The sequence below is a fragment of the Corynebacterium sp. HMSC065H09 genome, assembly GCF_001812845.1.
GTDB classification, from domain to species: domain Bacteria; phylum Actinomycetota; class Actinomycetes; order Mycobacteriales; family Mycobacteriaceae; genus Corynebacterium; species Corynebacterium jeikeium_D.
Genome location: NZ_KV810573.1, coordinates 79,567 through 97,158, shown reverse-complemented (window position 1 = coordinate 97,158; position 17,592 = coordinate 79,567). Strand labels below are relative to the sequence as shown.

Annotated in this window: 19 protein-coding genes and 1 tRNA gene; 9 read left to right on the top strand and 11 right to left on the bottom strand. The window is 58.8% G+C overall.

Translation table 11 applies throughout. From position 1 onward, the window contains the following. Nucleotides 1–120 precede the first annotated feature (120 nt). Nucleotides 121–1,329 carry an MFS transporter gene (locus tag HMPREF2878_RS00785; RefSeq protein WP_049172559.1) on the bottom strand — a complete coding sequence of 403 codons (1,209 nt, stop codon included), beginning with the start codon at nucleotides 1,327–1,329 and terminating at the stop codon, nucleotides 121–123. Nucleotides 1,330–1,435: 106 nt separating this feature from the next. On the opposite strand from HMPREF2878_RS00785, the gene HMPREF2878_RS00780 reads away from it, so the two are divergent. Together HMPREF2878_RS00780 and HMPREF2878_RS00775 are read left to right on the top strand one after the other, a co-directional pair. Continuing rightward, complete coding sequence (locus HMPREF2878_RS00780; protein WP_049193394.1) at nucleotides 1,436–2,653, top strand: saccharopine dehydrogenase family protein; 1,218 nt, start codon at nucleotides 1,436–1,438, stop codon at nucleotides 2,651–2,653. Further along, entirely contained in the window at nucleotides 2,650–3,501 is an 852-nt protein-coding gene (locus HMPREF2878_RS00775; RefSeq protein WP_070652682.1) for an SDR family NAD(P)-dependent oxidoreductase, read from the top strand. The genes HMPREF2878_RS00780 and HMPREF2878_RS00775 overlap by 4 nt, the downstream gene beginning before the upstream one ends. Before the next feature lies 1 nt (nucleotide 3,502). Here HMPREF2878_RS00775 and HMPREF2878_RS00770 read toward each other — a convergent pair whose 3' ends face one another. The 3 genes from HMPREF2878_RS00770 to HMPREF2878_RS00760 form a co-directional block, all read right to left on the bottom strand. Continuing rightward, nucleotides 3,503–3,838, bottom strand: coding sequence for a YciI family protein (locus tag HMPREF2878_RS00770; RefSeq protein ID WP_049189837.1), 336 nt, complete (start codon nucleotides 3,836–3,838; stop codon nucleotides 3,503–3,505). 108 nt (nucleotides 3,839–3,946) lie between these two features. Then, nucleotides 3,947–4,432, bottom strand: a complete 486-nt coding sequence (locus tag HMPREF2878_RS00765; protein ID WP_070549589.1) for a hypothetical protein — start codon at nucleotides 4,430–4,432, stop codon at nucleotides 3,947–3,949. Between the two features lie 79 nt (nucleotides 4,433–4,511). Continuing rightward, on the bottom strand, nucleotides 4,512–5,840 hold the full coding sequence (locus HMPREF2878_RS00760) for a PepSY-associated TM helix domain-containing protein (protein ID WP_070429084.1): 1,329 nt from the start codon (nucleotides 5,838–5,840) through the stop codon (nucleotides 4,512–4,514). Between the two features lie 145 nt (nucleotides 5,841–5,985). Between HMPREF2878_RS00760 and HMPREF2878_RS00755 the strand changes: the two genes are divergently transcribed. Beyond that, the gene (locus tag HMPREF2878_RS00755; protein ID WP_070604516.1) at nucleotides 5,986–7,023 is read left to right on the top strand and encodes an aldo/keto reductase; all 1,038 of its coding nucleotides are present in this window, start codon (nucleotides 5,986–5,988) and stop codon (nucleotides 7,021–7,023) included. Here HMPREF2878_RS00755 and HMPREF2878_RS00750 read toward each other — a convergent pair. After that, complete coding sequence (locus tag HMPREF2878_RS00750) at nucleotides 7,007–8,005, bottom strand: LLM class oxidoreductase (protein WP_049172573.1); 999 nt, start codon at nucleotides 8,003–8,005, stop codon at nucleotides 7,007–7,009. The two genes, HMPREF2878_RS00755 and HMPREF2878_RS00750, sit on opposite strands and share 17 nt — an antisense overlap. A gap of 54 nt (nucleotides 8,006–8,059) precedes the next feature. On the opposite strand from HMPREF2878_RS00750, the gene HMPREF2878_RS00745 reads away from it, so the two are divergent. Further along, nucleotides 8,060–8,977, top strand: a complete 918-nt coding sequence (locus tag HMPREF2878_RS00745; RefSeq protein ID WP_070652681.1) for an FAD-dependent oxidoreductase — start codon at nucleotides 8,060–8,062, stop codon at nucleotides 8,975–8,977. On the opposite strand, the gene HMPREF2878_RS00740 is transcribed toward HMPREF2878_RS00745, so the two are convergent. Both HMPREF2878_RS00740 and HMPREF2878_RS11600 read right to left on the bottom strand, forming a co-directional pair. Beyond that, nucleotides 8,934–9,173, bottom strand: coding sequence for a GNAT family N-acetyltransferase (locus HMPREF2878_RS00740; protein WP_306295160.1), 240 nt, complete (start codon nucleotides 9,171–9,173; stop codon nucleotides 8,934–8,936). The two genes, HMPREF2878_RS00745 and HMPREF2878_RS00740, sit on opposite strands and share 44 nt — an antisense overlap. Then, nucleotides 9,152–9,295, bottom strand: a complete 144-nt coding sequence (locus HMPREF2878_RS11600) for a GNAT family N-acetyltransferase (protein ID WP_306295161.1) — start codon at nucleotides 9,293–9,295, stop codon at nucleotides 9,152–9,154. Before HMPREF2878_RS11600 ends, HMPREF2878_RS00740 begins: the two co-directional genes overlap by 22 nt. Before the next feature lie 297 nt (nucleotides 9,296–9,592). Here HMPREF2878_RS11600 and HMPREF2878_RS00735 point away from each other — a divergent pair, with 297 nt between their 5' ends. Further along, nucleotides 9,593–10,822: an HNH endonuclease signature motif containing protein gene (locus HMPREF2878_RS00735; RefSeq protein ID WP_070652680.1), complete on the top strand. Its 1,230-nt coding sequence runs from the start codon at nucleotides 9,593–9,595 to the stop codon at nucleotides 10,820–10,822. Here the strand turns inward: HMPREF2878_RS00735 and HMPREF2878_RS00730 are convergent. Next, the gene (locus tag HMPREF2878_RS00730; protein ID WP_005511827.1) at nucleotides 10,819–11,145 is read right to left on the bottom strand and encodes a transglycosylase family protein; all 327 of its coding nucleotides are present in this window, start codon (nucleotides 11,143–11,145) and stop codon (nucleotides 10,819–10,821) included. The genes HMPREF2878_RS00735 and HMPREF2878_RS00730 overlap by 4 nt on opposite strands. Nucleotides 11,146–11,238: 93 nt before the next feature. Here HMPREF2878_RS00730 and HMPREF2878_RS00725 point away from each other — a divergent pair, with 93 nt between their 5' ends. Both HMPREF2878_RS00725 and HMPREF2878_RS00720 read left to right on the top strand, forming a co-directional pair. Beyond that, complete coding sequence (locus tag HMPREF2878_RS00725; protein ID WP_070652679.1) at nucleotides 11,239–12,252, top strand: App1 family protein; 1,014 nt, start codon at nucleotides 11,239–11,241, stop codon at nucleotides 12,250–12,252. Beyond that, nucleotides 12,249–12,941, top strand: a complete 693-nt coding sequence (locus HMPREF2878_RS00720; protein WP_049172583.1) for an AAA family ATPase — start codon at nucleotides 12,249–12,251, stop codon at nucleotides 12,939–12,941. The genes HMPREF2878_RS00725 and HMPREF2878_RS00720 overlap by 4 nt, the downstream gene beginning before the upstream one ends. Here HMPREF2878_RS00720 and HMPREF2878_RS00715 read toward each other — a convergent pair. Beyond that, entirely contained in the window at nucleotides 12,925–14,307 is a 1,383-nt protein-coding gene (locus HMPREF2878_RS00715; protein ID WP_049193409.1) for a DHA2 family efflux MFS transporter permease subunit, read from the bottom strand. The genes HMPREF2878_RS00720 and HMPREF2878_RS00715 overlap by 17 nt on opposite strands. Nucleotides 14,308–14,366: 59 nt before the next feature. Between HMPREF2878_RS00715 and HMPREF2878_RS00710 the strand changes: the two genes are divergently transcribed. Further along, a complete protein-coding gene (locus HMPREF2878_RS00710; protein WP_070652678.1) occupies nucleotides 14,367–14,783 on the top strand; it encodes an iron chaperone in 417 nt (138 codons plus the stop codon). Between the two features lie 38 nt (nucleotides 14,784–14,821). On the opposite strand, the gene HMPREF2878_RS00705 is transcribed toward HMPREF2878_RS00710, so the two are convergent. Together HMPREF2878_RS00705 and HMPREF2878_RS00700 are read right to left on the bottom strand one after the other, a co-directional pair. Beyond that, nucleotides 14,822–15,637, bottom strand: coding sequence for a hypothetical protein (locus HMPREF2878_RS00705; protein ID WP_070652677.1), 816 nt, complete (start codon nucleotides 15,635–15,637; stop codon nucleotides 14,822–14,824). Between the two features lie 635 nt (nucleotides 15,638–16,272). After that, a tRNA-Leu gene (locus HMPREF2878_RS00700) sits at nucleotides 16,273–16,356 on the bottom strand. A gap of 265 nt (nucleotides 16,357–16,621) precedes the next feature. Between HMPREF2878_RS00700 and HMPREF2878_RS00695 the strand changes: the two genes are divergently transcribed. Next, entirely contained in the window at nucleotides 16,622–17,521 is a 900-nt protein-coding gene (locus HMPREF2878_RS00695; protein WP_070439233.1) for a DUF3662 and FHA domain-containing protein, read from the top strand. The last annotated feature ends 71 nt before the right edge of the window (nucleotides 17,522–17,592 follow it).

Here is a 17,592-nt window from a genome sequence, read left to right as displayed (position 1 = left end):
TACATATAGTGCCCTAAAAACGAACCCTTAATGTAAAAAATCACCGTTTTTTACATTAAGGGTTCGTTTCTTGGTGTCTAAATGTACCTTGCTGGCGATTTTCCCCCTACCGCGTTACCCTTACCGCCGCGGCTTCAACCCCGCCACAGCACACGCACCAGCGATGAAGGACAGCGCCACCAGCCACGGAATCAGCCCTGCCCACTCGAAGCGACTGAACACCATGCCGGATACCCAACCGACAATGGACGAGCCCGCGTAGTAGCTGAACAGATACATCGATGACGCCTCGGCGCGGTCGCGCTGTGCCACCAGGCCCACGCCAGACGAGGACAGCGAGTGCGCCACGAAGAACGATGCCGTGAACACGAGCACGCCCACGATCAGCGCGGACAACCACGGCAGCAGCGCCAGCCCCAGGCCCATGCACGCCGCCAGAGTCGCAATGGCGATGAGGCGACGGCGGCTCACCGTCTTCGCCCACACACCCGCGCGTGCCGACGACCACGTGCCCGACAGGTAGAGAATAAATACGAACCCTGCCAGTGCCGGGGAGAGCCCGAACTTATCGCCCAGTCGGAAGCCCAGGTAGTTGTACAGGGAGACAAAAGCTCCCATAAACAGGAACGCCAGGGCGCACAGCGCCAGGATGCGCGGGTCGCGCAAATGTCGCGCAATGGCCTGCCCCTCCCCTGCAAACGACAGTTTCTTCGGCTTAAACCTGCGCTGTTGCGGCAGGAAGTACCAGGTCAGAATGGCGAAGATGAACGCCACCGTCGCCGAGACCGCAATCGCCACCCGCCAGGAGGCGAACTCCAGCACAATGGACGGAATGATACGGCCGAGCAGGCCACCGACCGTCGTGCCCGAGATATACAGCCCCATCACGCGACTGACGTGGTCGGCGTGGACTTCCTCACTGACATACGCCATAGCCACTGCGGGCACACCGGCAATGACAATGCCCTGCAACAGGCGCAGCGCAATCATCGAACCGATGCCCGGCGCGATTGACACCACGAGCCCCAGTAGCGTTGCCACAAATGCGCTGATGACGATGACGCGCCTGCGCCCAAAGCGTTCCGACAAAATGGACACCGGGATAATCGCACAGGCCAAGCCACCGGTGGTGGCGGATACCGTCAGCGCGGCGGTGGCGGGGTCGACCGATAGCTCGTCGGAAAGCGTGGGCAGTAGCGCCTGCGTTGCGTAGAGCGCTTGGAACGATGCCAGGCCAGCGAAAAGCACAGCAATAAGCGCGCGACGGAATCCGGGATCTTCTGGCCGCAGTCCTTCGATCTGTTCGGGGTTTTCGTTAGCGCTAGTCACTTGTCCTACGTTAGCCCTCCCTCCAAACCCCTCGCTGAATACACGGATTCAGAAAACCTTTTTAATTCGCCCGCGGTATCGCTTTCGTTTTATTAGTTTCGTAGGCATGACTACTTCTTCCGCACAGCCACAGAGTCGCAACCACGACCGCGAGTACGACATCGTCGTCTACGGTGCCACGGGTTTCGTGGGCCGCTTGATTGTGGACTATCTGGCTAAACACGCCGGTCAGACGAAGGTGGCGCTCGCAGGCAGGAACGCCCAGAAGCTTGCCGACGTCGCGGAGAACGCAGGCGTATCGGACTGGCCGGTCATTGTTGCGGATGCTGCCGACCAGCCGGCGGTGGCTGAGCTTGCGGCCAGTACAAAGGTGGTGCTGACCGTTGTGGGGCCGTATGCGAAGTACGGTCGCACCCTGGTGGCCGAGTGCGCCAAGGCCGGTACTCACTACGTCGACCTTTGTGGCGAGGTGCTGTTCGTCCACGACTCCATTGCGAATAACCACGAGGTGGCGCAGCAGACCGGAGCGAAGATTGTCCACTCCTGCGGCTTCGACTCGATTCCTTCCGACGTCGCTGTCCGCGAGCTCCACGAGGCGGCCCACACCAAGCTCGGTGAGACAACCCTGTTGTTCAAGCACGTCAAGGGCGGGGTCTCCGGCGGCACTATCGATTCGGTCCGCGTCCAGCTTGCACAGGCCAAGAAGGACCCCAAGCTGCGTCGCATCATCGCCGATCAGTACGCCCTGGCTGAGCCGGGTCCCGACCAGGGTAAGTTCGGCGTCGACCTGCGCCCGGCGCGCTTCCGCCGCCACTGGCGAGCGCCCTTCTTCATGTCGCCGTTCAACACCCGCATTGTTCAGCGCTCGGCGATGCTGGCGGATTACGGTGATTCCTTCCGCTACCGCGAGCTACTCAATGTCGGCCGTGGTCCGAGGGCTTTCGTGCGCGCAAATATTTTTGCGGCTGTCTGCAGGTTGGCGCTGGCGGCGATGGCGTTCGGGCCGACGGCCAAGCTCATTGATAAGAAGCTGCCGAAGCCGGGTGAGGGCCCGAGCGCTGAAGAACAGGCCGAGGGTCGCTTCACCATCGAGGCCTACACTGTCGATACTTCCGGCATTCACTGGCGTTCCAAGGTGTCTCTCGAGGAAGACCCGGGGTACGCAGGCACCGCGATTATGATTTCCAGCGCCGCCCTCGCACTCGTCCACGACGATCTGCCGGACGCTACCGGCGTGCTCACTCCTACTGTCGCGCTTGGCGACGCCCTGTCCCGCCGTCTCCGCGCGGGCGGCATGACCATTGAGGCGGTGCAGGCTCGATGATTGGCGGCCTGACCGGTGCTTTTGCGAATCTCACCCGCGGACCGAAACTGCCGAGTGTAGGTGGCGGCCGTGCGTTAGTGACCGGCGCTTCCTCCGGCATCGGCTGGGCATGCGCGGAGGCACTGGCCGAGGCCGGTTTCGAGGTCGTTGGTACGTCCCGCAGGGGCGCCGAGGCGCCGCACCCCGAGGGCGTGCAGATGGTGGCGCTCGACATGTCCAGCGCCGACGACATCGCTGCTGTGGTCGCCCACGGGCCTTACGACGTCGTCGCCGCCAACGCCGGTGAGAGCCAGTCGGGCGCTTTCGAGGAGCTACCCCGCGAGGCGATTGAGCGTCTCTTCCAAGTCAATGTTCTGGGACAGGTGGAGCTGTTACAGCAGCTGCTGCCCGGCATGCGCGAGGCCGGTCGTGGCCGAATTGTGCTGGTTGGCTCGATGCTCGGCGGGTTGCCGCTGTCCTACCGTTCTTCTTACGTGGCGACGAAGGCCGCTATCCGCGGCTTCGGGCTTTCGTTGCGCGGTGAAGTCGCGCAGTTCGGTATTGGGGTGACGGTTGTCGAGCCGGGTGCCATCAACACGGGGATTTCTACACGTCGGACGACGTATGGCGATGAGGGCTCCGTTTACGCTGCTGATGTCCACCGCATGCTGACGAAGTTGAATGCCAATGAGAAAGGTGGCATTCCCGCTTCTGAGATTGCTGAGGTGGTTATGCGCGAAGTGGCTGCCGAGCGACCTTTGGCTCTAGTGGCGCGGGGGTCGTCGGCAAGCGTTGCGGTGCCCTTCATGCGCCGAATCCCGACGCAAGCGATGTTGACCATCATGCGCCGGGTGCACGGGCTGCGGTGAGTTAATCGGCGACGGCGCGCATTTCAACGGCCTGCGCACACGCCTCCGCGGCTTCGTGGGCTAGGTTGATGGCCTCTTGCTCGTCTGCGACTTGGACGATCCAAAAAGCTGACGGGAACGTCATCGCGTTGTAGTACGGCAGATCGCTGTGTGAACCATCCGGCAGCACCGTCATGGCATCCTCCGGCGGTACCAGCCCGCCGGACATAACCCAGTGGCCTTCGTCCTGAAGCTTCTGATTGAAGCGCCCAATCCGTTCAAAGGCAGCGTGCATTTCCTCATCAGAGTCATACGCGTTGATATCTCTGCGGCCATGGACCGTGAAAAAGTACTGCACACCAAGCTCCTGAGTTTCGTTTTGCTAAGTGTAACAGATTGCGCGGGGCTGGAACCGGGAATTTGCACGGAATTTAGAGCTTTGGTTAAGCGTTTTTGCGGCCAGGGCCTAGTTTTCCTGTCTCGCAGCGGCGGCTCGCTGTGCCCTAATCTCCGCTACCTGCTGCTTGCGGGTATTGAAACCCATGCGCCACGGGGCGGCTAGACCTGACTCGGGGGCATGCGGGTTATCGCGCCAAGATTTGCCCTCGTTGTAGGCCTGCGCGCCCTCACGGTATGCGGCGGATTGCTGAGAAAAGGTTGGATACGGCTGTTCGGTGGTCTGCCTGGCCTGCGCGCCGACAGCTTTCATTCTTGCGCGCAGTTCCTTGACTTTGTTCTTCGCCCTTTCGTCATGCTGTTCCTGCTGCTCTGCAATCTCAGCGAGTGCCTGCTGCTCGGTGATGGGGTCGAACGAGTCTTGTCCTGCCTTGTCGTAGGCTTCCTTAGCGCGCGGGGTGCGCTCCCAATCACGCAAAGACGGATTGTAAACGCACCAGTCTTCCTGACCGTCATCTTTGTAGATACTGCCGCTGTGATCCCAATACCTTGTCATGCGTTTACCCTCCTGAGTGTTTTTCATGGGTGTGACTACGCCGTTAGGTACAGGGAACCCGAAGGCGACAGAACCTACACTAACCTCTCCGCAGCTTCCGCCAGACCCAATCAACAATCACGAAGCCAACAAGCGTCACACCAAACAGTGGTGCAACCACCGAGTAGGCAATCAACAGCGCCACAACAGCTGCTGCAACACCCGGGCGAATGTCCCGCCAACGCGTCGGCGCCGGGAGCCTGCCAGGTCGGCCACCTCGACCGCGCCCAAACCACATGGCGTACCCGCGCACAATCATCGCCAACAGAGCGACACCAATCAGTGCCAGGACCAGCTGATTCACCCACCCGAACAGGATGCCCATGTGCGCGTTAATCAGCCATTCGGTCAGCTTCGCCGGCAGCGGCCAGTCCGCAAAATGAATCCGATCGACCATCGCTCCGGTCGAACCGTCAACGGTGACGGTCTCAATGCCCATCCGCCATTCCTCGCGGGCTTCCTTGGCCATCCACACCGTGCCAGCCTCCGGTGGTGTCAGTTCGACTTTCCCGGACAGGCCCTCGGCACGTGCGAGGTTCATAACACTATCTGCCTCTGACCAGTCATAATTCGCTGGTGCAGTCGCAGTCATGGCTGGTTTCGGTGCGTACCAGTCCATCGTCTCGCGCAGCTTTGCGATGCCCGTTCCAGCCACCCACGACCACGTCAGGCCGGTGACGGTCAGGAACAAAAGTCCAACACTGACCGCCACGCCAACATTCGCGTGACGACGCATATGATGCGCCCTCTTACTTGTTCCCTGTGTCCGCTTGCGACGCGAACGATCCCACCAGAGCCAGAGGCCACCAATAGCCAGTGCGCCCATCCAGGATGCTGCCGTCTCGGAGTAGAGGCGACCGAAGTTGCTATCAATCCAGAGTCTGCGGTGCCCTTCAGAGATCCACGCCCGCAGTGGCAGCGCCGCCGAGGAACCGTATTGCACCAGGTCACCCTTGATGCTCAGGTCGCCTGGGTCGACGAACACCGCATGTCGGTAGGACTCCGACTTCAGCTGCTCATCATTGAACATGACTCGCGTTGTCTGCCCCGGCTTTTCCGGGACCTGCACCGCGGTCACCGGCAGGTCAGGGTGCACGCGCTGCGCGACCTCAACCTGCTTTTCCAGCGGTTGTGCGGGAAGGCTTGATGTTGCGGTTAGCTCTTCGTGGTAAACCACCTTTTCTATGCTCGGGGCGAGGGCATACGCCACGCCTGTGATAGCTGCAATAACGAGTAGTGGCGCAACGAGGATGCCTGCAACGACATGGATTCGGTGCAGTAATGCTCGTGGCCCACCATTTTTCTGAGTCTGTGCGACGGGGTTTGCGGCTGGCGTTCCAGCGGCATCGCCTGTGGCTATTGAAGTCATGCCTCATTAGTCGGACGAACTGCCCCAGTTGTTCCCCAGCAAGCTCACTTTTATTACTTCCAGGGGTAGCCATTCGGCCACGCACCTCGTTGTCGGCCACCTTGTGCGCAACTACCCGTCGTTAAGCACGCGTACCCTCGTAGACATGGCTTATCCAGACGTGTACCACGCCGATGACAACCGCTATGAGACAATGCCGTACAACCGCTCCGGCAGCACGGGGCTGAAGCTTCCAGCCATTACGCTGGGACTTTGGCATAACTTTGGTGATGACCGACCGCTCGAGACGCAGCGTGAAATCCTGCGCACCGCGTTCGACCACGGCGTCACGCACTTCGACCTCGCCAACAATTACGGCCCACCGCAGGGCTCTGCGGAGGCGAATTTCGGTCGCATCATGGCCAAGGATTTCGCTCCCTACCGCGATGAAATGATCATTTCCTCCAAAGCCGGTTGGTACATGCAGGATGGTCCCTACGGCTTCGGCGGCTCGCGGAAGTACCTCGTGGCCAGCTGCGATGCCTCGCTGAAGCGCATGGGCCTGGATTATGTGGACATTTTCTACCACCACCGCCCCGACCCGGATACGCCTATCGAGGAAACCGTCGCCGCCCTCGATTTCCTCGTCCGGTCGGGTCGCGCGCTCTACGTCGGCGTTAGCTCCTACTCCCCCGAGCTCACTCGCCGCGCGCAGAAAATTGCCCGTGAGCTGGGCACACCGCTGACCATTCACCAGCCGAGCTACTCCATGTTCAACCGCTGGATCGAGGACGAGCTGCTGGCAACCTGCGCCGACGAAGGCATGGGCGTCATCGCCTTTTCCGCGCTTGCGCAGGGGCTTCTCACCGACCGCTACTTGGATGGCGTGCCGGAGTCCTCGCGTCTCGGGGCGCACAAGATGAACTCGGGGTTCCTCAACGACGACACGCTCACCGCCATCCGCGAGCTCAACGCCATTGCTTCACGACGAGGCCAGTCCCTGGCACAGATGGCCATCTCGTGGGTGCTCCGCCGTGACGAAGTGACCTCAGCCCTGATCGGTGCATCCTCGGTGAAGCAGCTGAAGAACAGCCTCGGCGCCCTGGACGCTGCACCGTTTAGCGATGAAGAACTCGCGGAAATCGACAAGTGGGCTGTCGACCGCGGGATTAATCAGTGGCAGGGCGCTACGGAGTCTGTGTAGGGAGCTCATCGAGCGCCGGCAGCACATACTCGATCAGCTCATCAATCTGTTCTTCCGCATCCCGCTTCGAGGTGCGGAAGTTGATGCTGACGTGATTGATGCCGAGCTGTCGCTGGGATTGCAGCAGTTCAATGAGCTTGTTGCGACCAAGGCGGTACCCGAAGTGGCCGCCCTGCGCGGGGGCGTCGGGATCTTCATGCAGGTCAATCCACAGTGATTCCAGGAATGGTTTGAACACGTCCTCACCGCACTCCTGAGCCACAGCCTCCTGCCAGTTGGCGATGTTTTTCTTCTGCATCTCCAGGCCCTTGTGGTACATGAACCACCCGTCGGTATGCGCGGCCTTCCACTCCAGGCTCTGCTGACAGGAGCCAGTGGCCAACAGCGGAACTCGGCGTGCCAGTGGCTTGGGCACCACATCGGATCCGCCCATCTTGCCCTCGGACCAGCGGATGGGCCGGTAGCTAGTACTGAGGGCCTTTTCATAGACCTCGATATGCTCGCGGAAGCGCTCACCGCGCTTGCCTTTGTCCTGGTTAAAGGCGGGGAACTCCTCGGGTCGGTCACCGGTGGCAACGCCAAAGAGGAAACGGCCGTCGGAAAGCCTGTCCAGTGTGGCAGCGCGCTTGGCCATCACCAGCGGATGCTGGAAGGGCACGACGACTGCACCGGTGCCGAGCGCGATATCGGTGGTGTGTGCGGCGATGTAGCTGAGGTACATCCAGGGGTCGTAGACCTGGCCGACGTCGCCAAATGTTTCCACGCGCAGCGGGATGTCGCGTGCCCAGACCGCCGCGATGCCTGCGCGTTCGACTTTCTGAATCAGCCGAATCTGGTTGCTCAGCGCGTCCCTGGGCTCGGCTTCGGCGTCCTGCTCGATGGGCAGACTCAGCCCTACCGTGAGTCGGCCCGGCGCGAATGTGCGCTGGTAACCGGGTAGTTCGTCGATAGGCTTGTCCGAAAGATCAAACAGCGAGCTCATGGTGCTCCACGGTAGTACAGCTCGAGGTGCGGCACTCGTCGTTAAGCTGGGAGCATGCTTGAGGATGTCATCATCGTCGGTGGCGGCCAAGCTGCCCTCGCTACCGCCTATTACTTGCACAAACGCGGCATTGATCCGCTCATTCTGGACAATCAGCCCGCTCCCGGCGGCTCCTGGCGCAATGTCTGGCCCTCACTGACGCTCTTTTCCACCCCGGACTTTTCCAACCTTCCGGGCATCCAGATGCCCGATTATGACGGTTTCCCGCCCGCTTCCCACGTGATTGACTACCTCAGCTCCTACGAAAAGCGCTACGAACTGCGCGTCCAGCGCCCGGTCACCGTCACGCACGTCTCCCATGACGGCACCTTCCAGCTCACCAGCGATGCCGGCGACTTCGAATCCCGACAGCTCATCGCCGCCACCGGCAACCGGCCCTTCGTCCCGTATTACCCCGGCACGACCTCCGCGAAACAGTGGCATTCGGCCAACTACCCAGGTCCCGAGCCATTCGAAGGCTCCCGCGTTGCCGTTGTCGGCGCGGCGAACTCCGGCGCCCAAATAGCCTCTGAACTGGTGCTTTCCGGCATCGACACCACCTGGTTCCCCCGCCACGAACCACGCTGGATGCCCGACGACGTCGACGGCCGCGTCCTGTTCAAACGCTACCGCCAGGGCGCCACCGACAGCATTGGCGACATCGTTGCCCTACCGCCCGTCCGCAAAGCCCGCGACTCCGGCGCACTCACCTGGACACCCATGTTTTCTTCGCTTGACGACGTCCACGCGGACCACCTCATCTGGTGCACCGGTTTCCGCCCAGCGCTCGACCCTTTCCGCAGCATCGACTCTGACCTCATCGAGTTCGTCGGCTACGGCGACTGGGTTGGCCCCGGTGCCGCCACGATCATGGGTGTTGGCCCCTTTGCTAAGCGCGCGGCCGAGCGGGTGGCTGCCCGTCTGTCAGCATGACCTGCATCAACAGCATGTCCAACCAGCGCCCGTTCTTCGCCCCCACCTGCGGCAATAGTCCAACGCGCTGGAAGCCATACTTTTTGTGCAGCGCAATCGACCCCTCGTTGCTGCCTTCTATCGCCGCAACCAAGACGTGCTTTCTCGCCTCACGAGCAGCATCGATGGTCGCGCTTAACAGTGCGCCTCCATCCATGCGATGCGATCCTCCGCACTGACAGTGTCATCATTCCAGATGGCGACGGTGTTGATTACGGCTTCGTTGTAGATCTCCGCGATTGCCGCGGCATCGTCCCGCGTTGCGTGCCGGATGATCATGGTTTTACTCCCCGCTGTCTGCGCTGTTTCTGCGCTGTTTATCTGCGCTCTGCTTTTATGAAAGCGAGATTACCAAGCTTTCGTTTTCGAACGGGTGTTTTATTTATGTTTTTGGACCAGGACCTAGCGTACGCCCTGCAAATGCCCAGCTAAACGGTGCCTTTATAGTCGGCTAACCATCTTCGAAAACTCCTCAAAATTCTCTTTCATTTCTCTTTACAAGCCAGAAAAGCGCCTGTAAGATAGCAAGTAAGTTCGAAAGAAAACCGACAACCATTGGAGCACCAGGGGGATCCAATGAAGTCCGAACAAGTACCCGAACCATATTGGGCTCACGAAAATCCTGAAGATGAGCTCTCAGCACTCGCGCGGGCTACCAACCGCGCCCAACTTGAGTTAATTAAAGCCTGCTGCCCTGCAGGTGATGATGACGTTGAAAACCATGCCGCTCGCATCAGCGTTCGGTTGGGAATCACTCGCAGTGAGGCACTACGTATCTGTGACATTGGCCTGTTGCTGGAGAAAATGCCACAGTTGGCGGAATATGCCCGGGAAAGCTGCGCATTATCCATGCGGCAACTCGGCATCATTGCACATGGCGTAGTCGGCATCGAGCCTGATCAAATACCCGATGCAGAGAAGAAGATTCTGGCATTGGTTACGCCACGGAAGCGTCGTCAAGCAATGATTGGTCCTCGCACGCTCACCACCAAAATTGGTGATATTGCTGCGGATTTGGATGACCGCGCTCGTGCCGACGGCACAATTCCCACCATCACCGATACGGAATCGGTGACTCTGGTGGAACGTCCCGACAGCTACTCCCAAATCATTCTCACCCTGCGGCCGGACCGCGCCTATTTTGCCATGTGCGCAATTGAAACGGTCTTCCGCGCGAATGAGGAAATGACGCAGGCGGATGCATTTGTGGAACTCATCCACCAGCGCACCAATGCGGAAGTTGTGCTCAATGTTTTCCGCGAGCCCCACAGTGATGACGCCTGGCTGGACGGTGCCGGCTGGCTAGGCGCGCTGGTCACGGAGGAGTGGATGCAAAAGGTGACGAATGTCCGCCTCTCAGCAGACAGCGCCACCAATGGTTACCGTCCAACTCCAGCGCAGGTCGCCCGCGTCCACGGTCGCGATGGAACATGTCGCTTCCCCGGCTGCGAAGTCCCAGCGTACAAGTGCGATATTGACCATATCGCGCCGTACAACCAGGAAGACCCCGAAGCCGGTGGCCCCACCGACACACAGAATCTGCACTGCCTATGCAGGAAGCACCACAACCTGAAAACCCACAAGCTCTGGGATATCACCGCTTATGAGGACGGCTCAGAGGTGTGGTCCTCTGCCGACGGCGTTACCGCGGCGACCGTCCCGGCCGGACCATTAGCCGGGTTCGGGCGACAGACATTTGACAAACGCGCTACTCAGAAGACGAAAGCACGCCATGACCACTACATGAAGTGGTGGCTGTCATTCGCGGCTGTGCCAGATCTGGTCTTTGATGATGGGGAGGATTAACCCAGCGGACCACCGCAGTTCGGCCATGCGCCAGCACCCTGGGAGGCAAGCACGCGCTCGCCAATCTCAATCTGCTGCTCCTTAGTGGCCTGGTCAGCCGTCGGTGCGTACTGGTCACCGCCGTGGCCACTCCAGGTCTGCTGCGAGAACTGCAGTCCGCCGTAGTAGCCGTTACCGGTATTGGTCTGCCAATTTCCGCCGGACTCACAAGCCGCAACCTGATCCCAGGCGCTGACTGATGCAGCGTTAGCGGCCGCGGTCGGGGCAGCAATCATGCCTGCTGCCACAGCGGCGGATGCGATGAACTTACCGGAAAAACGCATAAAAAGAGAACACTCCTAAAGGGTTGACTTTTCTCTTGGGCGACCAACCTACGCGCCCCCTCCCCCGTCCTGTCAACCCGTATCCTGGAAAGCATGTCCGTGGCAGATGTCGTCCGCAAGACCGAGAGAAGGATCAACGCGCTGGCCGCCAAGCGTTCCAAAAACGCTGGTTGGGAACCGGAAATTATCGGTTTCACCGGGTACGGAAATGCAGAGCGCGTGCGCGTATTCGGCCGTGTCCTCCTGAAGGATCCGGCCAAAAAACGAGACGAAGAACGAAACAAAAAACGCGGTTTTTGGCAGTTCTTTACCGTCGAACTCGCGGACTTTCCTGTCACCATCACTGCTGGCAATCGCACGGTGGAAACCACCACGGATAGCAACGGCTATATCGAGGTACTAATCAGGAATCACGGCCTCGAACCCGGCTGGCACGAAATTACCATCAACGACACTCCTGCAGAGGTCCTCATCCTCTCCCCGGAGACCAAATACGGCATCGTCTCCGATATTGATGACACCGTTTTGGTCACTATGCTGCCGCGCGCCCTCATCGCCGCCTACAACTCCTGGGTCAAGGAGACAGATGAGCGCAAGGCCGTCGCTGGCTTCGGCGAGTTCTATGCGCAACTTCGCCGTCGTTACGCGAGCAAAACGGACGAGGACACGGACGTCCCCGTCATCTACCTTTCCACCGGAGCGTGGAACACCTTCAGCACACTAAAAAAGTTCCTGCACCGCAACAACTTGCCGAAGGGCCCACTGCTTCTCACCGATTGGGGGCCAACGCCCACCGGCCTGTTCCGCTCCGGCAAGGAACACAAGAAGGTGCGGCTGCGGGACCTGTTTATTGACTTCCCCGAGATCAACTGGATTCTCGTCGGCGATGATGGCCAGTACGACCCGCTCATCTACGGCACGGCCGCGGCGGAGCATCCGGACAAGGTCGCGGCAATCGCAATCCGCAACCTCACTCCCAGCGAGCACGTGCTCTCTCACGGCACGGCGGTGCCAATTGAAAAGTTGGAGAACAAGGAGGTCCCGTTCATCGAGGGCGCCGACGGCTATGAACTGCTCAAACAGATTGACCAGCTGCCGCAACCATGATCTATCTCCGTCATGCCCGTATTCACGATGATGCCGAGCTCCCGGCGTACGTCGTAAAGCTCGCGCTGCCCTTCCCCATGACCTTCACCACGCCGATTACCATCCTGACCGGCGAAAACGGCAAGGGAAAGTCGACGGTGCTGGAGGCGTTGGCATCGGCGATGGGGGTCGATACAGACGGCGGCTCGCGATACAAGACGCAAGAGCGCACCTCCCCGGTCCCACTGGCGCTGACCAGGCGCAATCCCCCGGATACGTTTTTCTTTCGCGGCGACGCGCACCTGAACCTCGCGCGCTATTACGAGTCGCTTGGGCAGCTACCAGGTGGCAGAGAAATGGCAGACCTCACCCAGATGAGCCACGGCCAATCCATCATGACGCTGGCCGAACGCCGCTTCAGCGCCGAATCACTGATCTTCCTCGACGAACCCGAGGCCGGACTGTCGGTCCTACGCCAACTGGAGCTCCTCGGCCGCCTCGGCGCGCTCGCGGAAGCCGGCGCACAGATCATCATGGCGACGCATTCCCCCATCCTGCTCGCCGCACCGGAAGCAACAATCATTTCGCTTGACGACGCCGACACCACCCACTTCGAAGACACCCTCGCGGTACGGGCAACCAGGGATTTCCTAGCCGATCCCGTCGGCATCGCGGACTACATGGTGGAGCGTTTTACTTCGGATTCTTAAGCCCCAGCGCCGCCACGACACCCAGGGCCGACAGTGCCACCGGCAACCACATCGCGTCACTCATGGCGGTGGTGAAGTCGCCACGGTTGCTGCTGAGAGCTGCGGCCATGACGGTAGCAATCAGCGCGCTGCCCAGCACACTGCCAATCTGGCGGATGGTGTTGTACACACCGGAGGCGGCACCGGCGAGGGACGGGTCGATGTTGCGAGTAGCAGCCGTCGACAGCGTGCCCCAAATAAACGCGTTTGCCACACCGAATGCGGCGCCCGGCAGTAGCAGCCACAGCACGGAGAGGTCCTCGTGGATGAGGTAGTGGAACCCGAGCATGCCCACCAGCGAGGACCCAAAACCGATCAGCGCGAACTCGCGGAACTTCAGCCGGTCCAGCATTCGCCCAGTCCACGGTGCCATGACACCGGAAATGACCGCCTGCGGCACGAGCAGTAGTGAGGCCTGGATGGTCGATAGGTCGCGAGCATTCTGGGCGAAGAGGATGATTGGGAAACCAACCGCGACCACCAGCGCCCCCGTCACAGCAATCGCCAGCGAGGAGATGGTGAAGTTGCGATCCTTAAAAAGGGACAGCGGCATCAGCGGTTCGGCCGTCGTCTTGGCCTCCCACGCGGTGAATAGTCCAAGAACCACCACGCCACCGGCAATCAGTGCCCAGATCCAACCGGACCAGCCGGCACTCTCCCCCTCCTGAATGCCGAAGACCAGCAGGAACATACCAATCGCGCTGAGTACAACACCGAGATAATCAATCTTGTTGCGGTGCGTCTCAAAGGTCGGCAGATAGCGGAACGCAAAAACGAGCCCGATCAGCCCAATCGGCACATTAATGAGGAAAATCCAGCGCCAACTCAGCAGCTCAATCAACACGCCACCGGCCAGCGGCCCCGTCAGCGAGGCAATTCCGGCCGCCGCACCCCACAGGCCCATCGCCGCACCGCGATGCGCCGGCGGAAACATCTGCGTAATCAGCGCCATCGTCTGCGGCGTCAGCAGCGCGGCCCCCAGTCCCTGCACCACGCGGGCAATGATCAGCATGCTTAACGACGGCGCCAACCCACACGCCAGCGACGCCAACACGAAGATAACCAGGCCCGCTACATAGGTGTGCTTGACTCCCCAGAGGTCACCGAGCCTGCCAGTAATGAGCAACGGCACGGCATAGGCCAGCAGATAACCACTGGTCACCCACATGACCTGGTTGAGCTCACCGCCCAGTTCATGCTGGATGGTGTTGATACCAACGGTGACAATGGTGGCGTCGACCAGGATCATGAAGAAGCCGAGTAACACGGTCCATAGCGCTGGCCACGCCTTTTTGGGATCAAACTGAGTATTCAAATCTGTAGCCACTCGGAGTTATGTTAGTTGATGGCTCGGGTGTTAGTTGATGGCACAGTAAAATCCAGGCTATGGCTGTTCAGCATATGACCGATGAAACCATCGCCGAGTTCTTCGCCAATCACCTCTCGCGGGTAGATGATGACACGCAGCGCGCTGTCGCTCTCGAGGTGTTGGAATGGGTTCATGAAAAGTACCCGGAACTCGGCGTTCGCATTGCCTGGAATCAGCCGATGTTCACGCTCGATGGCACTTTTATCATCGGTTTTTCCTACGCCAAGAAACACATGTCCATCGCCCCAGAGCGCGACGGCATTGTGAAGTTCTCCGACGAGTTCGATGACCGCGGCCTCTCCTATGGCAAAATGATGGTCCGTTTCCCCTGGCCAAAAGATGGCAAAGCCGAGTCCATGCCGCTGGACCTGCTGGCCAAGATGATTGAGTTCAACATCGAGGACAAGCGCGGGATGACCAAGTTTTGGCGATAGGTCGGGGTCGATTACCAGCCCTGGAAGCTACCAAGCACTTAATGAGCATTCCTTTTCTCAGCGAGATCGCGCAGGAATGTGTCTTTGTCGTCGCAGTAAATCTCAATCGAGGAAACCATCATTGGTCCCTTGTAAAGATCTTCTGCCACGACCTGCGAATCGACTTCTAACCTGACGTTCACTTCACTCAAAACAGGCACCCTGAGATTGCCGTGCTCGTCAATTGCTACGTCCCCTCCTTCACCTGCCGTTACGGAGCTCGCATGACGTAAGTGTGACCACGGAATTTCACAAATAAGCCTTCGCCCATTTCGCAGTACGAGTCCTTGCGGTGTCATTAGATGTGGATGATCCCGAACAGTTACGTAAAATCCAGATAAAAGAACTACGGCATAAACACTAATTACCAGCAATAAATATCGCCAAAACGCATTAGAAATAGCAAAATGCACTATGCTTATTTCTGCAACGCTCAGCGCCAGTATCATAAAAACAACAGTTCGAAGGTTTCTATATGCTGTGAAGGATCTGACTTCACTGTCGACATTTCTCTGAGGCTTAAAAAAGGTGAAAGCAGCTAGCAGCGAACCAACTTCCGAAACGAGTAACGCTAGTATTTTTCGAGGTACGCCAAATTTCTTTGACGTCTCGGACAGCGAAGAAGCCCATGACCTGCCATTTCTGAGATAGTCTTGCCACATACCTCCAAACAGTAAGAGAAAAGCCGCAACCACCACGGCAAGTGGTAACAGGAATACCCAACCCGGCAAACCAGATACCACATTCATAAGAAGGAAAAGAACTCCTTCAAAAATAATTGCGGCACCCAGCATTGCTCTAAATACAATTTTCATGTTTGCCTTCCGACTATGAATTGGCAGGCTTTCCTCGGAAGAAGATTCCTCACCATGCAAGCTCTCTCTTAATATTTCTTACACATTCTTGAGTTGATTTTTCACGATATAAACAGGTACCAAACAATCGTTAAAATATGGCCGTGAGCCAAATTCATGACTGAACACCGCTATACCAATGTCGCAGATGGGGGCCGACCGCCCTCATGCTCATCTCAAAACTATTCAAGTTTTCTTCTACTTTCAATACAAAATGAGTTTTGAGATTTCTACATTTCTTCTCGCGAGCTGGCTGCAATGCTCGCTGGCCCACGCATCCGACGACTTATGGCCACGCTATTCACCTATCGATGCGCTACAGCGTGTCCACAAGTGAATAGCGCATCGACAAGTGAGAGAGCCTGGCCCACAGCGTGCGCATAAGTGCCGAAAAACCATCGATAAGTCAGGAGAATCCATCGACAAGTCCCCGAAACCTGACCATAAGTGCCGGACAGGGTTAAAGGAGAGTTAAAGGACAAGCCAACAACCTCAGCTCAGCATCTGCCTCTGCTTCAACCCAAGCCCCACCCCAAACCCCAACCCTAGAAACAAAAAATCCTCGGAAGCTTTTACACTTCCGAGGATCTTCGCTGTGGGCGAAGGGGGACTTGAACCCCCACGTCCGTAAAGGACACTGGCACCTGAAGCCAGCGCGTCTGCCATTCCGCCACTCGCCCGTGGGAACGAATAGAACTATAACACCCCGCGCTAATACACCACCAAATCCCCAGGCCAGCGCGCGTTTTCCACCACTTTTCAGCACTTAGCAATAGCAACTTCCCCCACAACCGTCGTCACTATTTGATAAACCTCAGTAGTTCCTAGCCCTTAACTGAAGGTGTAGGGCTCTATACTGTTGCTTAAGTATCGATAATTTTTGTGCACATTTTTTTCACGTAACCCGCCGCGGTTTGGCGGGAGAAGGCGAATTTCTTTAGTCAGATGGATTTCCTAGGACGCATCCGCAAGCTCGATAGCTCGCTTCAGCGCGGGCTCGATAACAGCTTTGCGCGCGTGTTCGGCGGCAAGGTTGTCCCGAATGAGTTAGAAGAATGCCTGAAGCAGGAAATTGAAGACTTCCTGATGCAGGACGCCAACGGTCAGTACTTGGCACCCAATGATTTCCGCATTGGCATCAGCGCTGCCGACTACAAGAACCTTTCTGCGTCCGAGCCCAACCTGCCGAATCAGTTGGCTGACCGCATGACACGCTACTGCCGCAACAACGGCTGGGGCTTCACCGGTTCCATTAGCGTCCACCTGCAGGCAGTGGAGTCTCTCCACACCGGCCAGTTGAAGACGGCCAGCACTTTCACCGAGGACACCGTGGGCACCTCGGAGTTCGCCCCATTCGAGGACAGTGCCGATGATGCCAACACTGACGCAGCCCCGTCGCAAAGCGATGATGAACCCCAAGCTGCAGAGACCTCTGCCGCCTACCACCCGCAGCCTGAAGCTGAGCAGTTCCCCACCGCTTCCCGCCCCATCCCCGCGGTCGACCCAGAGGCTGCAACTGAGCTGAGCAGCGCGACCGTGGGCGAAGACCAGTCCCAGGAAAAGACCGTCACCCTGCTGTTGCAGGACGGCTCCTCGCGCGTATTTGAGGTGCGCCATGGTTCGAACATCATCGGCCGCGGCACCGCTTCCGACTTCCGTCTCCCGGATACTGGTGTTTCCCGCCAGCATGCCGAGATCACGTGGGACGGCCAGGACGCTGTGCTCGTCGATTTGCATTCGACCAACGGCACCATTGTCAATGGCGAACCCATTGAGAACTGGCTGCTGGCCGACGGCGACGAAATCTCGTTGGGACATTCTGTTCTCGAAGTTCAGATTCGCTGATTCAGATCCGCTAAGTAGTGAGGTTCACCAGGTTCACATGCCACTGCCCTAGGTTTGCCGACACATTCCTG

Excerpts from the sequence above, each read along its gene's own strand:
- HMPREF2878_RS00780 (WP_049193394.1), top strand. The coding sequence starts at position 1,436 with ATGACTACTTCTTCCGCACAGCCACAGAGTCGCAACCACGACCGCGAG.
- HMPREF2878_RS00775 (WP_070652682.1), top strand. The coding sequence starts at position 2,650 with ATGATTGGCGGCCTGACCGGTGCTTTTGCGAATCTCACCCGCGGACCG.
- HMPREF2878_RS00765 (WP_070549589.1), bottom strand. The coding sequence starts at position 4,432 with ATGACAAGGTATTGGGATCACAGCGGCAGTATCTACAAAGATGACGGT.
- HMPREF2878_RS00760 (WP_070429084.1), bottom strand. The coding sequence starts at position 5,840 with ATGACTTCAATAGCCACAGGCGATGCCGCTGGAACGCCAGCCGCAAAC.
- HMPREF2878_RS00755 (WP_070604516.1), top strand. The coding sequence starts at position 5,986 with ATGGCTTATCCAGACGTGTACCACGCCGATGACAACCGCTATGAGACA.
- HMPREF2878_RS00750 (WP_049172573.1), bottom strand. The coding sequence starts at position 8,005 with ATGAGCTCGCTGTTTGATCTTTCGGACAAGCCTATCGACGAACTACCC.
- HMPREF2878_RS00745 (WP_070652681.1), top strand. The coding sequence starts at position 8,060 with ATGCTTGAGGATGTCATCATCGTCGGTGGCGGCCAAGCTGCCCTCGCT.
- HMPREF2878_RS00740 (WP_306295160.1), bottom strand. The coding sequence starts at position 9,173 with ATGGATGGAGGCGCACTGTTAAGCGCGACCATCGATGCTGCTCGTGAG.
- HMPREF2878_RS11600 (WP_306295161.1), bottom strand. The coding sequence starts at position 9,295 with ATGATCATCCGGCACGCAACGCGGGACGATGCCGCGGCAATCGCGGAG.
- HMPREF2878_RS00735 (WP_070652680.1), top strand. The coding sequence starts at position 9,593 with ATGAAGTCCGAACAAGTACCCGAACCATATTGGGCTCACGAAAATCCT.
- HMPREF2878_RS00730 (WP_005511827.1), bottom strand. The coding sequence starts at position 11,145 with ATGCGTTTTTCCGGTAAGTTCATCGCATCCGCCGCTGTGGCAGCAGGC.
- HMPREF2878_RS00725 (WP_070652679.1), top strand. The coding sequence starts at position 11,239 with ATGTCCGTGGCAGATGTCGTCCGCAAGACCGAGAGAAGGATCAACGCG.
- HMPREF2878_RS00720 (WP_049172583.1), top strand. The coding sequence starts at position 12,249 with ATGATCTATCTCCGTCATGCCCGTATTCACGATGATGCCGAGCTCCCG.
- HMPREF2878_RS00710 (WP_070652678.1), top strand. The coding sequence starts at position 14,367 with ATGGCTGTTCAGCATATGACCGATGAAACCATCGCCGAGTTCTTCGCC.
- HMPREF2878_RS00705 (WP_070652677.1), bottom strand. The coding sequence starts at position 15,637 with ATGAAAATTGTATTTAGAGCAATGCTGGGTGCCGCAATTATTTTTGAA.
- HMPREF2878_RS00695 (WP_070439233.1), top strand. The coding sequence starts at position 16,622 with ATGGATTTCCTAGGACGCATCCGCAAGCTCGATAGCTCGCTTCAGCGC.